This window comes from Comamonas sp. GB3 AK4-5 (genome assembly GCF_041320665.1).
GTDB lineage: Bacteria > Pseudomonadota > Gammaproteobacteria > Burkholderiales > Burkholderiaceae_C > Comamonas.
This window is the reverse complement of record NZ_CP166730.1, coordinates 1466686-1481483: the sequence shown is the minus strand read 5'-3', so window position 1 is coordinate 1481483 and position 14798 is coordinate 1466686. Positions and strand designations below refer to the sequence as shown.

Here is a 14798-nt window from a genome sequence, read left to right as displayed (position 1 = left end):
GGTCAGCGGTTCTCCAGAATCAAATGGCCTACGGCCGTGTTGGAAGCGGGTACGTGATAGAAGCGGTGCACCACCTGGGGCGGGTCTGCGGGGGCATCCACATCGGACATGGCGCCACGGGCAATGAGCCACATCACCAGCTCTATGCCTTCGGAGCCGGCCTCGCGCACATAGTCGATATGCGGCATCTGGGCCAGGCCCGAGGGGTTGGCGATCAGCAGGTCCATGAAGCGCTGGTCCCAGGCCTTGTTGATCAGGCCGGCACGCGCGCCCTGCAACTGGTGGCTCATGCCACCCGTGCCCCAGATATGCACATTGATGTCCTGGTCAAAACGCTCTATCGCACGGCGGATTGCGCGGCCCAGCTGAAAGCAGCGCTGGCCCGAGGGCACGGGGTACTGCACCACATTCACCGCAAACGGAATCACCGGGCAAGGCCAGGCACCGTGCACCGGGTCTTGCTCGCCACACAGCAGCGACAGAGGCACGGTCAGGCCGTGGTCCACATCCATCTTGTTGACGATGGTGAGGTCAAAGTCCTGCTGGATCACGCTGTGCGCGATATGGGCGGCCAGCTCGGGGTGGCCCACCACCTTGGGCACGGGCCTGGGCCCCCAGCCTTCATCGGCGGGCAGGTACTCGGCAGCCGTGCCTATGGCAAAGGTGGGAATGCAATCCAGGCTGAAGGCCGTGGCATGGTCGTTGTAAACCAGAAAAATCACATCGGGCGGGTGGTCCTTCATCCATTGCCTGGAGAAGTCATAGCCGGCGAACAGCGGCTGCCAATAAGGCTCCTGGGTCTTGCCCAGGTCCATGGCCGCGCCGATGGCGGGCACATGCGAGGTGTAGACGGATGCGGTGATGCGGGCCATGGCTTAGTCCTTCTCGCCAGATATGCCGGCAGCGCCCACTGGCTTTGCTTGAGGCTGGCGGTGGTCCTGTGCATCGCCCTCCTCACCCACATAGCGGTTGCCCTCGGCCGACCGGCCACCCGCCACCATCATGGCGCGGTACGCCTCCTCGCTCATGCCGGTCATGGAGCCCGCCATCTGCTGAAAGCTCTTGCCGTCCGTGGCGCCGATCTTGGCCAGAAAATAGATGTTCCCGCCCGTGCGCAGACACCAGTTCAGATCGCGCTCCAGCACGGCCTGCTTTTGCTCCTCGCTCATGGCCCAACCATCCAGGTAGGCACGCTCGTCGGCCTTGAAGCGCTGGCGATTCTCGGCCTGCATCAACGACATGCAGAACTGGTTGAGCCAGTAGCCCTTGCGGGACTGCTCGGTATCAAAAATGATAGTGCCGGGTACGTCCAGATAAGGTTTGTCCAGTGCCATTTCAGACCTCCTTGTTGCCATCAGGGTGTGCATGCAAAGCTTGCTGCCAGGCGCGCATCGCCAGCGCCGCGGTAACGCGGCCAGCTGGGCCAGGCACACAGCGGGCGGGTACGCGCAACCTCAAAAGGCGGCTGACTGGATTGCTCGGCCAGCTCCAGGCCGGCAGGCGGCTTGCCACGCTCGACCCAGGCCACCAGCGCGGGCAGCATGTCCACATTGGCAGGGCCACCAAAGCCCACATGGTCCACACCGGGCGCCATGTACAGCCGCACAAAGCCGTCGGCTTTGGGCTGCCCCATGCGCGCCACCACCGACTGGTAGTAGCCAATGCCCGCAAGCGGGCTTTGCGCATAGTCGGCCAGGTTCTCCATCAGGATGAGCTTGCCGCCATGGGCCTGGAAGGCCGAGAGATCGGGGTCGGTGGCATCCATCAGGGCCGAGACCTGGCGCACACGCGCGGCATGCTGCTCTGGCTGGTAGCGCTGCAAATCGGCCTGCGGGTCACGTGCAAAAAAATAACGCAAGGCGCCGCTGCCAAAGACCCAAGCCAACGGATCCGCCGATGTGGGCTGCCTCGAAGGCGGAGCCGCCCCCAACCACCAGGGCCGCCAGCCACCGGCTATGCCCAAGGGCCCAAGCCCCTCGCCCGACACACCCCGCCCCGGGTATTCCGTCACCCCATTGGCCAGGGCAAACGCGAAGCGATAGGGCGCATGCAATGTCTGCACGGCCTGCACCTGGGCCTGGTTCAGACAGTCATCTCCTCCGGCTGCGCCCTTGCACAGCAGCGCGGCCACATCGAAACGGCGCTGGCAACCCAGCATGTCAGATACCAGCCCATCTTTCAGCCCATCGGCGCCATCACAGGCTGCAAGCACCGTATCGCTGACCAGCTTGACCTGGGCAGGCCCCAGCCAGCCTTGGCCCATGGTGGCCAGGCCATTGCGCACGCCCGCATGCTGCAATCCCGTCCAGTTGACCACGGGCACATGGCTGAAGATGCCATCAAAGTCTGCGGGATAGCGCTGTGCCATGGTCAAGGCTTCACGCCCACCTTCGGAGCTGCCCATGAAGTACATACGCTCGGGCCCACGCCCGTAGGCGCGGTGCATCAGCACCAGGGCCACATCGCGCACTTTTTTATAGGAGGCATGGGCAAAATTGACCAGCGCCTCCTCATTCAGGGCAAAGGCCTGGAGCGGCTCGCCCGGCTGGCTTTGGTGGCCCGAGTCGGTGCCGTACGTCACAAAGCCCTGGGCCAAGGGCGCAGGCCGGTCAAAGCGCGCGGCCGGCAGCAAATCGACGCCGGAGACCAGCACGCCGTTGAAGCCCCCGCCGCCGTACTGCAGGCTGCGGCCATTCCATTGCAGCGGCAAATTGACCTGAAACTGAATCGGCGGTGCCGCAGGATCGACCGGGCCGATACGGCCTTGCACCTGGCAGTAGGCCGGCGTTGCGGGTTGTATGCCTGCGCCAGGCCATGGCCCAGGCTTGCCCACCTTGAGTGGTGAGGCTGGCATCAGCGCAGCCGAGGCGATGCGGGCCCCTGCACTGGGCAAAACCAGCGCACTCGCAGGCACCGCTGCGGCCAGTGCGGCGCAGACCACCGCCGGATCACCCTCCAGGGTCTCTGCACCACAGCCGCTGCCGAGCGCAACGCTGACGAGCAGCAGCCAAGGCCGGGCGTGCCGCGAAATGGGGGGAATATGCATAGCGTCTTGTCTCCTTGGGTATTTTTCTGTGCAAGCTATGGGACGGTATGGACCTGGGGCCAGGTATGGCGGTTTGGGAGCCGCCGCCTAGCTGTCCCACTCCTGCGGCCAATACAGCCGCATGGGGTTGTCCACCAGCAGCTTGTGCTGCAACTCGGCGGTGGGCGCGATATGGGGGATGAGGTCCACCAGCAGGCCGTCATCGGGCATGTGCTGCCGGAGGTTGGGATGGGGCCAGTCCGTGCCCCACAGCACGCGCTTGGGAAAGGCCTGGACCACATGGCGCGCAAAAGGCAGCACATCGCGGTAGGCGCCCTGCTCCAGATGCGGCGCGTCGCGCAGCGCCGCAGGGCCGGTGAGGGACAGGCGCTCTGGGCAGCTGACCTTGCACCAGATGTTGGCGTGCTCGCGCATCAGCCTGAGAAACAGCGCGAACTCCACACTGTCCACGCCCTGGGCCACATCCGGGCGGCCCATGTGATCCACCACCACGGTGGTGGGCAAACGGGTGAAGAAGTCCCACAGCTCGGGCAGGTCTGCGGCCTCGAAATAGACCACCACATGCCAGCCCAGCTGGGCGATGCGCCCGGCAATTTCCAGCAGTTCGTCCTTGGGTGTGAAGTCCACCAGGCGCTTGACGAAGTTGAAGCGCACACCGCGCACGCCGGCATCGTGCAGGGTCTGGAGCTCCTGGTCCGTGACGCTGCGACGCACCGTGGCCACCCCGCGCGCCCGGCCCGCGCTGGCCTGGCAGGCATCAACCATGGCGCTGTTGTCAGCGCCGTGGCAGGTGGCCTGCACAATCACATTGCGGGCAAAACCCAGGTGGTCACGCAGGGCAAACAGCTGGGCCTTGCCCGCATCGCAGGGCGTGTATTTGCGCTCGGGCGCAAACGGAAACGCGTCGCCCGGGCCAAACACATGGCAATGGGCATCGACCGCACCCGCCGGCAGCTGAAAGCGCGGTTGGGAGGGGTTGGCATACCAGTCCAGCCAGCCCGGTGTTTTTTCAAATACATGCATACATTTCGCCTCCGTCATCCACGGCACACCACAAGCCACCAACGACGCTGGCGCAGCGCACGAAACTGGCGCGCCCCAAGCCAAGGCTGCCGCGCAAGGGCCGCCCCGCCGCGCTGGCAGCGTTCCCCTGTCCGCATCGCCGTGCGATGCGAGAGCATGGATGCCATGTGCCCATCGGAGATGGCCTGGATCTCACACAACTGACGTGGCCCAAATCAGGGCCCGATGCAAAAAACTGGCGCGGGCCCATGCCAGGGCTGCCGCGCAAGGGCCGCCCCGCCGCGCTGGCAGCGTCCCCCTGCCCGCATCGCTGTGCGATGCGAGAGCGGGGGGAAGGCGCAAAGCGCCTCAGGGGGGCCATATCAACCCACATACCGCAGGCCTGCTTTTTCCAGAGGCTCACGCATCTGGTACATGTCCAGCCCCAGCACGCCGCTGGCCAGCCTGGCGCGCTTCTCGGTTTCCAGCTGCTCGCGTTTTTGCGCGGCCTCCAGCACCTGCGTCGCGCGGGCGGCGGGTACGCAGACCACACCATCGTCATCGGCCACGATCACATCGCCGGGATGCACCAGTTGGCCCGCACACACCACGGGGATGTTCACCGAGCCCAGCGTGGCCTTGATGCAGCCCTTGGCGGAGATCGCCTTGCTCCACACGGGAAAGCCCATGTCCTGCAGCGTTTTCACATCGCGCACGCCGGCGTCTATGACCAAAGCCCTGGCACCACGCGCCTGAAAGCTGGTGGCCAACAGGTCACCAAAATAGCCATCCGTGCAGCTGCTGGTGACGGCGGCCACCACGATGTCGCCGGGCTGAATCTGCTCGGCCACCACATGCAGCATCCAGTTGTCGCCAGGCTGCAGCAGCACCGTGACGGCCGTGCCCGAAACCTGCTGGCCCGCATGAATGGGTCGCATAAAGGGTTGAAGCAGGCCCACGCGGCCCATGGCCTCATGCACCGTGGCCGTGCCCAACACTGCCAGTCCATCGGCGGCAGTGCGGTCGGCGCGCAGGATGCGGCGGTAAACAACTCCGAGTTCGTACATTGCGGTTCTCCTTGAGACCATGCGTCCCAAAAAACATGAGCATTCAGCGCTTTGATCTCAAAGGTTTCCATATGAATTCCATTGAAAATCCAGTCCCTAAAAGCACTGACAGCTCCTTTTTTTACAGCCCCCTGGCCTTGAGCACCTTGTCCAGCCGCGTGAACACGCGGCGTGCATTGCCTTCATAGACCATGTGCCGCTCCGCGTCCGTGAGGTTTTGTGTGGCCTCGATATAGCGCTTGGTGTCGTCGTAGTGGTGGCCGGTCTGCGGGTCTATGCCACGCACGGCGCCAATCATTTCGCTGGCAAACAGAATGTTCTTCACCGGAATCACCTCGGTCAGCAGATTGATGCCGCTCTGGTGGTAGACACAGGTGTCAAAGAAGATGTTGTTGAGCAAATGCTCTTCCAGCAGCGGTTTTTTCAGCTCCTGGGCCAGACCACGAAAACGCCCCCAGTGGTAGGGCACGGCGCCGCCGCCATGGGGGATCAGGAACTTGAGCGTGGGAAAGTCCTGAAACAAGTCGCTGCTCAGGCACTGCATAAAGGCCGTGGTGTCGGCATTCAGATAGTGAGCGCCCGTGGTGTGAAAACAGGTATTGCAGCTGGTGGAGACATGCACCATGGCGGGGATGTCGTACTCCACCAGCTTCTCGTACAGCGGATACCAGCTGCGGTCGGACAGCGGAGGCGCGGTCCAGTGGCCGCCCGAGGGATCGGGGTTGAGGTTGACGCCCACGCAGCCGTACTGCTCCACACATTTCACCAGCTCGGGGATACAGGTCTTGGGCTCCACGCCCGGCGACTGGGGCAGCATGGCAGCGGGGATGAAGTGATCGGGAAACAGCTGGCTGACGCGAAAGCACAGCGCGTTGCAGATCGCGGCCCAGGTGGACGAGGTGGCAAAGTCCCCGATGTGGTGGGCCATGAAGCTGGCACGCGGGCTGAAGATGGTGAGGTCTGCGCCGCGCTCTTGCATGAGCCTGAGCTGGTTGCGCGTGATGGTTTCGCGGATCTCGTCATCGCTGATGTGCAGATCACCGGCCTTGGGGGTCTTCCTCGGGTCTTGCAACCCCGCAATCTGCAGATCGCGCCAGGCGCTCAGTGCGGCAGGCGCCGTGGTGTAGTGGCCATGTACGTCAATGATCATCGGAAAACCTTTGAAGCCAGGTGATGCGAATGGAATCCCTGCCGCGCCAAATCAGTCGCGGGCGGGGGCCGAGGCCATCTGCTTGACGATCAGCGCTGCCATGGCAATCAGCCCGGGCACCGCCACCACGGCAAAGATGGTGCTGAAATCCAGTTGCCGCGCCGTGAGGTCGGCCACCAGAAAGGAGCCGGCAATCCCGCCAAAGCGGCCTATGCCCAGCATCCACGCCACCCCGGTGGCCCGTCCGCTGGTGGGGTAGAAGGCGGCGGCCAATGCGGGCATGGACGACTGGGCGGTGTTCATCACAGTTCCGGCCACAAACACGGCCACCACCAGCCAGCCAAGACGGCCTGCCTCCTGCCCTATCCACCAAATGGAGAGGGCCGTGAGCGCATAGCCGATGGCGATGATGCGGTTGGCATTGAAGCGGTCCATCAGCCAGCCAAAGAACACCGCGCCCACACCCCCCAGCGGGAACAAGGCCGCCACCAGGGTGCTGGTGCGGGTGTCCAGCCCGGCCTCCTTGAACAGCACCGGCATCCAGTTGACCAGGGCATAGAAGATGACCAGGCCCATGAAATAGGCCAGCCACAACATGGCCGAACCCAGCCAGTAAGACCTGGACAGCACCACGGCCAGGCCATGCTGGCCTGGCGCCACGGACTTGCTCTCCGTCATGGCGAAGCTGCGCACGCCCTGCACCGAAGCCCCGGCAATGCGCGACAGCACCTGGCGTATGCGCTCGGCCGGGTACTGCTTGGCCACCATGTAACGCACCGACTCGGGCAACAGCACGAGCAACAGCACCACCAGCAGCAAGGGCGCCGTGCCACCCAGCAGCAGCACGCTGCGCCAGCCCCAGTACGGAATCATCCATGCCGCCAGAAAACCGCCAAAGGCCGCCCCCAGCGGAAAGCCGCAGAACATGGCGTTGGTGATGATGGAGCGGCGCGCATCCGGGCAGTACTCGCTCATCAGCGTCACGGCATTCGGCATGGCGGCCCCCAGGCCCAGGCCGGTGACAAAGCGCAGCGCCGTGAGCGTTTCCAGATCCAGGGCCAGGGCAGAGCACAAACATGCCACACCAAACAAGCCCACCGCCCCAGCCAGCACCTGCTTGCGACCAAACCGGTCCGCCAGCGGGCCGGACAACATGGCACCACCGGCCAGACCAAACAGCGCAGCGCTGAGCACAGGGGCCAGTCCGGACTTGCTCACGTCCCATTCGGCCATCAGCGATGGCGCGATATAGCCGATGGCGGCGGTGTCAAAGCCATCGAACAGGACGATGAAAAAGCACAGGGAAAAAATCAGCCACTGGTAGCGTGAAAACGGGTGTGCGTTGAGCACGGCCTGCACATTGACCGCCTTGCTTTCAGGCGAGGCTGCTGCGGGTGATAAGCCCATGGTGGGTCTCCGTTCTTGTTTGTTTTGTTTGTTTGCACCTGGTGGTGCACCTCAGTCCATCCGCCCTGCGCCACTCCACACCGCATGCGGCACCATGACTTCGCCCCGCATCAAAAGGCGCGCGGTGCGCAGCAGCGCGGCACGGCCCACCCCGGCAGGTGCAGCCGGATCGCTTTGCAGCGTGACGCTGAATTCCCCGCTGGGGTGTTCCACGGACACGGTGGTGGCGCCCTCAACGCCCTGGGCGCCCGGCAACTGGGCCAGGCCCTCGCACACCGTGCCCGGCATCTTCACCGCGGTGGCCACCGTCACGGCGGCCAGCACACCGATGGCCTCATGGCAGACATGGGGGATGAAGCTGCGCGTACTGATGGCGCCGCCATGCTGCGGCGCTGCAACCAAGGTCATCTTGGGATAGTTCTTGGCCGAGACATCACCCAACCCCATGGCCAGCGAGATCTGCAGGCGCAGCGCCTCGATGCGCTGCTTCAGGCCCGCATTGGCGTTGAGCTCGGCCACGCTCTCCAGGCCCGTCACCCCCAGGTCGGCGGCCCGCACCATCACCAGCGGCATGCCGTTGTCTATGCAGCTCACTTCCAGCGTGAAGGGTGCAAAACCCAGGCCCGTCACCGTCACCACATCCCTGGCATGGCCCGTGGGCAGCAGGCTGGCGCAGACCGAGCCGGCGGTGTCAAGAAAAGCGATGGCAACAGGCGCCGCGCTGCCCGGCACGCCATCGATGCGGGCGGCGCCCTCGTATTCCACCTGGCCACCCGGTGTGGGCACCGTGATGTCGGCCGCCATGCCCGTGTTGAGCGTCAGCACGCGAAAGCTGCTGCGCTCTCCCCGGGGTTGGACCATGCCCGACTCCAGCGCGAAAGGGACGACGCCGGCCAGCATATTCCCGCAGTTGGGCGTGGTGTCCACCGTATCTAGGTCGGGCTGCAGCTGGGCAAACAAAAACTCCAGATCAATGCCGGGCCGGCTGGACAGCGAGACCATGGCCACCTTGCTGCTCAGCGGATGGGCACCGCCCAGGCCATCGATCTGGCGCGGATCGGGCGAGCCCATGGCCGCCAGCAGCACCCGGTCGCGCAAGGCGCGGTCTGCCGGCAGTGCCGAGGTCTTGACGAACAAGCCCTTGGAGGTGCCGCCCCGCATCCACATGGCGGGAATCGCTGTCTGCCGCATGGCTTTATCTCCCGAAAGAATCCATTGGGAGAAATTGTGCGCAGCCGGGACGCATAACGCCATGGCATTCCTCATCTATCAGATATGCTGAAAAAGCATGTTGACGATCTCCACGTGGCGCGCCAGCGCAGAGGCCACCAACATGCGCTCAACAAATCGCTGGAACCCGTATGAACCTGCAGCAGTTGGAAACCTTTGTCCATGTGGCCGAAAACCGCAGCTTCAGCAAGGCCGCGAACCTGTTGGACATTGCCCAGCCGGCCCTGAGCCGCCAGGTGCGCGCACTGGAGACGGAGCTGCGTGAAACCCTGCTGATTCGCACCGGCCGTGGGGTGGAGCTGACCGATGCCGGGCAACGCCTGCTGGTGCATGCGCACGGCATTTTGCAGCAGGTGGCATGGGCCAAGGATGACCTGCAAAGCCAGCGCGGCGAGCCTGCAGGGCAGATTGTGGTGGGCCTTCCGCCCAGCCTGGCGCGGCGGCTGACCCTGCCGCTGATTGACATCTTCAGCAAGCAAATGCCCAAGGCCCATCTGGTGATTGCCGAGGGGTTCTCCGTGAGCATCGCGGAATGGCTGGCCTCCGGGCGCATGGACCTGGGCCTGGTCTACAGCCCCGAAGCCCATCCCGATCTGGAAGTGACGCCGGTGCTGGGTGAGCGCATGCACCTGATTGCACCGGCCTCTGCCCTGCCGCGCAACACCGAGGTGGCCTTCGCCGAGCTGCCGCGCTTTCCCTTGATCATGCCGCCGCGCGGCCAGATTTTTCGCAAGCTGATGGAGGCCCAGGCCGCCCTGCTGCAGGTCAAGCTGAATGTGGTGTGGGAGGTCTCCAGCGTGCCGGCGATTCTGGACCTGGTGCGCGGCGGCTACGGCTATGCGGCGCTGACCGACAGCGCCTTGCACACCCATGCCCCCGAACAGGGGCTGAGCCAGCACCCCATACGCAAGCCGCATGTGGATTGCACGCTGTGCCTGATGCAGTCCGTCAAGAAAAGAAGCACGCCGCTGATGCAACGCAGCCGTGAAGTCTTGCAGCGCATCAGCCGGGAGGTTTGCGGGCGCAGCGGGTCTGCGCCATAAGCGGCGCTACTGACCGCTATTGATAAGAGAGCATGTGGTGCAGATATCGTCTGATTTGCAGATGCTTATCACCTGATTAGGTACTTGTCTCAGGCACTGTTGTGAAGTGATGTTCCGAAGCCGGGAATTCGCCCCGGCGGGCGACCTACCTTCTTGCTCGCACAAGAAGGTAGGCTAAGTTCACGCTTGCGTGGGGCGGAACTTATATGGCGTAGCCATGTAAGTGGAGACCAATGCGCCCCTGCTATCCCCGTCCCCAGCGCTGTCGCGCCGGGGCAACCTGCGTCACCCAACACACAGGGCCCGCCGCAGAACTCTCTGCGCGCTTTCAGCGCTCCGCTCGAACAGCCGCGGCAAGTCAGTCTACGAAGCATGGCTGTCCTTCGGTAGCCATGCGGCCCTGTGTGCTGTGCGCCGCAGGCGTGTATAGAAGGGGAACAGCCGCAGCGCCAGCAGTGTGACGAAGCGGTAGATGTCCATAGCTTGGAGACCAAGTTCACAAACGGCACTGCTCACGCAAGGCCGGTATCCGGTTCCCGCCTTCCCCTTTTGCCCATGGCTCGGCGCACAGAGCCCAGGGCGGGCAGCTGTGCCGCAGGACACAGCTGCTTCGTGGTCAAGCTTGCCGCAGCATGTTTGAGCAGAGCGGCATAGCCGCGCCGCGAGTTCTGCGGCGCCGCCCTGGGATCGAGCACCGAGCTTGCCCGAAGCGAAGCGCAGGGACATGGGCAGCAGGGGCGGTTTCTTTTGCTTCCGTTTTCTTGAGCGCTCAAGAAAATGAAGTCGCCTGCCGGGGCGAGACCCGGCCCCAGAATGTCATATCCACGCAGCAGCGCAATTCGCAGTGAAACTTCATCTGAGGCATGTAGCTAATCAGGGCTTATCAGCCTGAAAACCAGCATCCGCCGGCAGTAAGCGCTCTCCTTTTGAAGGCACTCAATCCAGCCGAATCGAGGGCCGCAAGCGCGAATTCATCATGTCCACCAGCCACAAAAAACCGCCACGCCAGAAGCCGTAGAGCCGGGCCTGGTGGGAGCGGTACAGCCACAGATGGCTGAGCATGGCCAGGCGTCCGCGTATGGTGCCGCCGTTGAACAGGCCGAACTTGCCCAGCGAGCCATAGGCGTCGTAATTGGCCAGCGACACCAGGGCGCCCATGTCGCGGTAGGCAAAGCTGTGGCCCGGCTTCTCCTGGGCGCCACGCAGCAGCCGGGGCAGGTACTCGATCAGATAGCGCGCCTGCTGGTGGGCCACCTGGGCCGTCGGTGGCAGGGGCTGCTCCTGGCCGGGCAATGTGAAGCTGGCGCAATCGCCCACGGCATAGATATCGGGGTCGTCGGTCTGCAAATGGCCGTTGACGATGAGCTGGTGGCCGCGCGTGGTCTGCAGGCCCAGGCGGGAGAGGAATTCCGGGGCCTTCACGCCCGCGGCCCATACGCGCAGCCCGGCCTTGACCAGCTCACCATCCCCCAGCACCAGACCCTCTTCCGTGGCCTCGCGCACGCGTTCGTTGACGCGCACCGTCACACCCAGGGCCTCCAGCCGGCGCTGGGTGGCGGCCGAGATGTCCTCGGTAAAGCTGGGCAGCAAGCGCGGGCCGGCCTCCACCAGCACAATGCCAAAACGTGCGGCCTCGCCGATGGCGCCGTAGGCGCGGGCGCTTTCGGCCAGTTGCACCAGCTCGGCCGCCAGCTCCACGCCGGTGGCGCCGCCGCCCACAATTGCCACCTGCAGGCCCTCGCCCTGGGTCATGCTGCGCACCATGCGCAAGCGGATCTCGTGGTTGAAGGCATCGGCCTTGCGGCGCGAGTCGATCATGAAGCAGTGCGCCAGCACACCGGGCGTGCCAAAGTCATTCGCACCGCTGCCAATGGCCAGCACCAGCTTGTCGTAGGGCAGGCGCCGGCCCGGCACCACTTCGCGGCCATCGGGTGCATGAATGGGGGCCAGCAGCAGCTCCTTGGCCACGCGGTCCAGGCCACACATCTCGCCCGGCTGGTAGGCAAAGCCGGCATCGGCGGCCTGGGCCAGGTAGGTGGTTTGCTGCTGGGCCAGGTCGCGCGTGCCGGCGGCAATGGTGTGCAGCATGGGCTTCCAGACATGGGCCGAGTCGCTGTCGATCAAGGTGATGCTGGCGATCTGCGCATCGCGGCGCTTGCCCAGGGCGGAGGCAATCTCCAGACCCGCCACACCACCGCCCACCACGACGATGCGGGCCGGTTGGTTTGCTGCTGTGCGCTCTTCGCCCATGGGGACATCCTTTGCGGTAGGTAGATAGGAGGGTCTGTGCCAAAAACTGTATGCCACCAGGCCGGGCGCTGCCATCGGACTCTCCCCCCGCTGCAGCCCCCGACCTTGTGCGCAAGCGGTGCATTTTGCAACAAATTTAATAGCAACAAAACCAGCATTGACAATGGTTTAACCCATGTTTTATATCTAATACAAGACTCACCCAACCCGGTGCATTCCGCCCTCTGCGGCCGGGCCGTCGACGCAGAACTTTCCGCCATTGCACCTCAGCGCCGCACAGGGGCATGCACGCAGCCGATAATGGGAAGCATCTGCAGCTTCTGCCCTGCGACCACCACCTCAGCCTATTCGCCATGCGCAAACGCCTTCCCCCCATCCACGACGCGGCCGCCATCGCCCAATCCCGCGAAGCCGGCATGCTGGCTGCCCGCGTGCTGGAAATGATCACCCCCCATGTCAAGCCCGGCGTCAGCACCGAGCAGCTCGACGATTTGTGCCATGACTTCATCGTCAATGCGCTGCAGTGCGTTCCCGCCAACGTGGGCTACCACGGCTTTCCCAAGACGGTGTGCGCCTCGGTCAACCATGTGGTGTGCCACGGCATTCCGTCGAAGAAGGAAATCCTCAGGGATGGCGACATCGTCAACATCGATGTGGCGGTGATCAAGGACGGCTGGTTTGGCGACACCAGCCGCATGTACACCGTGGGCCAGGTCTCGCCGCTGGCGCGCCGGCTGATAGACACCACCTACGAAGCCATGGTGGCCGGCATACGCGCCGTCAAGCCCGGCGCCACGCTGGGCGATATCGGCCACGCCATCCAGACCGTAGCCCACCGCGAGCAGTTCTCCATCGTGCGCGACTACTGCGGCCACGGCATAGGCCAGACCTACCACGACGAACCCCAGGTGCTGCACTACGGCCAGCGCGGCCAGGGCATGGCGCTGCAGGAAGGCATGATCTTCACCATCGAGCCCATGGTCAACGCCGGCAAGTCCACCACCAAGGAGCTGGATGACGGCTGGACCGTCATCACCCGCGACCAGTCGCTGTCGGCCCAATGGGAGCATATGGTGGTGGTGACGGCCAACGGCTACGAGGTGCTCACCCCCTGGCCCGAAGGTACGGGCGCCTATCCTGCCCCCTGAACCCAGGCCCGCACCGCATGGGAAATTACGGCTTTCTGGCGATTGCCATCGCCTGCGAGGTGGTGGCCACCTCCTTGCTCAAAAGCACGCAAGGCTTTTCGCGCCTGTGGCCCAGCCTGGCCGTGGGCCTGGGCTATGTGCTGTCGTTTTACTTTCTGTCGCTGACGCTGCGCACCATCCCCACCGGCGTGGCCTACGCCATCTGGTCGGGCGCGGGCATTGTGCTGGTCTCGGGCATTGCCTGGGTGTTTCTGCACCAGAAGCTGGATGCCGCAGCGCTGATCGGTATGGGCTTGATCCTCGCCGGCGTGCTGGTGATCAATCTGTTCTCGAAAACCGCTGGACATTGAAAACACCCCCTGAGCCGCTGCGCGTCTTCCCCCTCTCTGGCGCGATGCGCCGGAGGGGAACGGCGCCAGCGCGGCGGGGCGGCCCTTGCGCGGCGCCCCGATGTCGACTGCGCCAGTTTTATGCGACAGGGGCTGGATTTACGGGCCTGAAGGTCTGCCCGCCATCTCCATGGGTACGCAGCGCATCTTCCTTGGGCAAGATGCCGGCCGGAGCGGGACCAGGCACAGCAACGGGCCCCGAATCCCACCCCACAACGGTCAGACAGCGCTTGAGGCGCGGCGCGCGCCCGCAGACAGTATGCCGATACGGCAAGGGCGTGCAACAAAGCATCAAGCGCTGTATGACCGCCTCCAAACCAAGCCCCACGAAACCGCTAGGCTTCGCGTCCAACACAAAGGTTTTTCAAAAACCTTTTAGTTGGCCCCACTCGGCGAACTCGGCGCGGGTGGCGCGCATGGTGTTGATGGGGGCGCTCTTGTCTTCATAGCCCAGGGCAATGCCAAAGGTCACCAGATAGCCTTCGGGCACCTCGATATGTTGCTGGACGATGCTGTCATAGCGGCGCCAGAAACCCTGGGCACAGGTGGCCAGGCCTTCTTCGGTGGCGCGCAGCATGAAGGACTGCAGATAAATGCCCAGGTCCATCCACTGCACCGGGCCCATGCGTTCCTCGGTGAACATGATCAGCCCGACGGGCGCACCAAAGAAGCGGGCGTTCTTGGCCAACTGCTGCAGTCGGCCGGCCTTGTCTTCACGCGGGATGTCTATGCTTTTGTACAGGTCTTCGCCGTTGACGAAACGGCGGCTGCGGTAAGGCTCCCACAGATTGGGCGGGTAGGACAGATGCTGGGGGTTTTCTTCACCCTGGGTCTGGGCCACATCGGCCAGCATGGCGGCCAGCGGCGCACCGCTGATGGCCGCCACGCGCCAGGGCTGCATATTGCCGCCGGATGCGGCCAGGGCCGCGTCCTGCATGATGCGCTGCACCAGCTCGGCGTCGGGCACTTGGTCGGTAAAGGCGCGCACCGAACGGCGTTCGCGCAGGGCTTGGTTCACATCCATGGGGAAGAAAGTCCTGTGTGTCAAAGAGATGAAAAACGCAAG

Annotated in this window: 13 protein-coding genes; 3 read left to right on the top strand and 10 right to left on the bottom strand. The window is 64.2% G+C overall.

Features of this window, described 5'->3' with window-relative positions:
• Positions 1-2: 2 nt before the first annotated feature.
• The 8 genes from ACA027_RS06590 to ACA027_RS06555 all read right to left on the bottom strand — a co-directional run bounded on the left by ACA027_RS06590 (position 3) and on the right by ACA027_RS06555 (position 8863).
• On the bottom strand, positions 3-872 hold the full coding sequence (locus tag ACA027_RS06590) for a class III extradiol dioxygenase subunit beta (protein ID WP_370681601.1): 870 nt from the start codon (positions 870-872) through the stop codon (positions 3-5).
• A 3-nt stretch (positions 873-875) separates the two neighbouring features.
• On the bottom strand, positions 876-1334 hold the full coding sequence (gene ligA / locus ACA027_RS06585; protein ID WP_370681600.1) for a protocatechuate 4,5-dioxygenase subunit alpha: 459 nt from the start codon (positions 1332-1334) through the stop codon (positions 876-878).
• 20 nt (positions 1335-1354) lie between these two features.
• Positions 1355-3046: a tannase/feruloyl esterase family alpha/beta hydrolase gene (locus tag ACA027_RS06580; protein ID WP_370681599.1), complete on the bottom strand. Its 1692-nt coding sequence runs from the start codon at positions 3044-3046 to the stop codon at positions 1355-1357.
• A gap of 87 nt (positions 3047-3133) precedes the next feature.
• Complete coding sequence (locus tag ACA027_RS06575; protein WP_370681598.1) at positions 3134-4069, bottom strand: amidohydrolase family protein; 936 nt, start codon at positions 4067-4069, stop codon at positions 3134-3136.
• 362 nt (positions 4070-4431) lie between these two features.
• Positions 4432-5115, bottom strand: coding sequence for a 4-carboxy-4-hydroxy-2-oxoadipate aldolase/oxaloacetate decarboxylase (gene ligK / locus ACA027_RS06570; RefSeq protein WP_370681597.1), 684 nt, complete (start codon positions 5113-5115; stop codon positions 4432-4434).
• Positions 5116-5236: 121 nt separating this feature from the next.
• Entirely contained in the window at positions 5237-6265 is a 1029-nt protein-coding gene (locus ACA027_RS06565; protein ID WP_370681596.1) for an amidohydrolase family protein, read from the bottom strand.
• 51 nt (positions 6266-6316) lie between these two features.
• Entirely contained in the window at positions 6317-7672 is a 1356-nt protein-coding gene (locus ACA027_RS06560) for an MFS transporter (RefSeq protein WP_370681595.1), read from the bottom strand.
• 51 nt (positions 7673-7723) lie between these two features.
• Positions 7724-8863: a 4-oxalomesaconate tautomerase gene (locus ACA027_RS06555; RefSeq protein ID WP_370681594.1), complete on the bottom strand. Its 1140-nt coding sequence runs from the start codon at positions 8861-8863 to the stop codon at positions 7724-7726.
• A 170-nt stretch (positions 8864-9033) separates the two neighbouring features.
• Between ACA027_RS06555 and ACA027_RS06550 the strand changes: the two genes are divergently transcribed.
• The gene (locus ACA027_RS06550) at positions 9034-9945 is read left to right on the top strand and encodes a LysR family transcriptional regulator (RefSeq protein WP_370681593.1); all 912 of its coding nucleotides are present in this window, start codon (positions 9034-9036) and stop codon (positions 9943-9945) included.
• A gap of 936 nt (positions 9946-10881) precedes the next feature.
• On the opposite strand, the gene ACA027_RS06545 is transcribed toward ACA027_RS06550, so the two are convergent.
• Positions 10882-12195: an NAD(P)/FAD-dependent oxidoreductase gene (locus ACA027_RS06545; protein ID WP_370681592.1), complete on the bottom strand. Its 1314-nt coding sequence runs from the start codon at positions 12193-12195 to the stop codon at positions 10882-10884.
• Positions 12196-12548: 353 nt separating this feature from the next.
• Between ACA027_RS06545 and map the strand changes: the two genes are divergently transcribed.
• Both map and ACA027_RS06535 read left to right on the top strand, forming a co-directional pair.
• Complete coding sequence (map, locus tag ACA027_RS06540) at positions 12549-13343, top strand: type I methionyl aminopeptidase (RefSeq protein WP_370681591.1); 795 nt, start codon at positions 12549-12551, stop codon at positions 13341-13343.
• Between the two features lie 17 nt (positions 13344-13360).
• Positions 13361-13693, top strand: a complete 333-nt coding sequence (locus tag ACA027_RS06535; RefSeq protein ID WP_370681590.1) for an SMR family transporter — start codon at positions 13361-13363, stop codon at positions 13691-13693.
• 403 nt (positions 13694-14096) lie between these two features.
• Here the strand turns inward: ACA027_RS06535 and ACA027_RS06530 are convergent, their stop codons facing one another.
• The gene (locus ACA027_RS06530) at positions 14097-14756 is read right to left on the bottom strand and encodes a nitroreductase (protein ID WP_370681589.1); all 660 of its coding nucleotides are present in this window, start codon (positions 14754-14756) and stop codon (positions 14097-14099) included.
• Positions 14757-14798 lie beyond the last annotated feature (42 nt).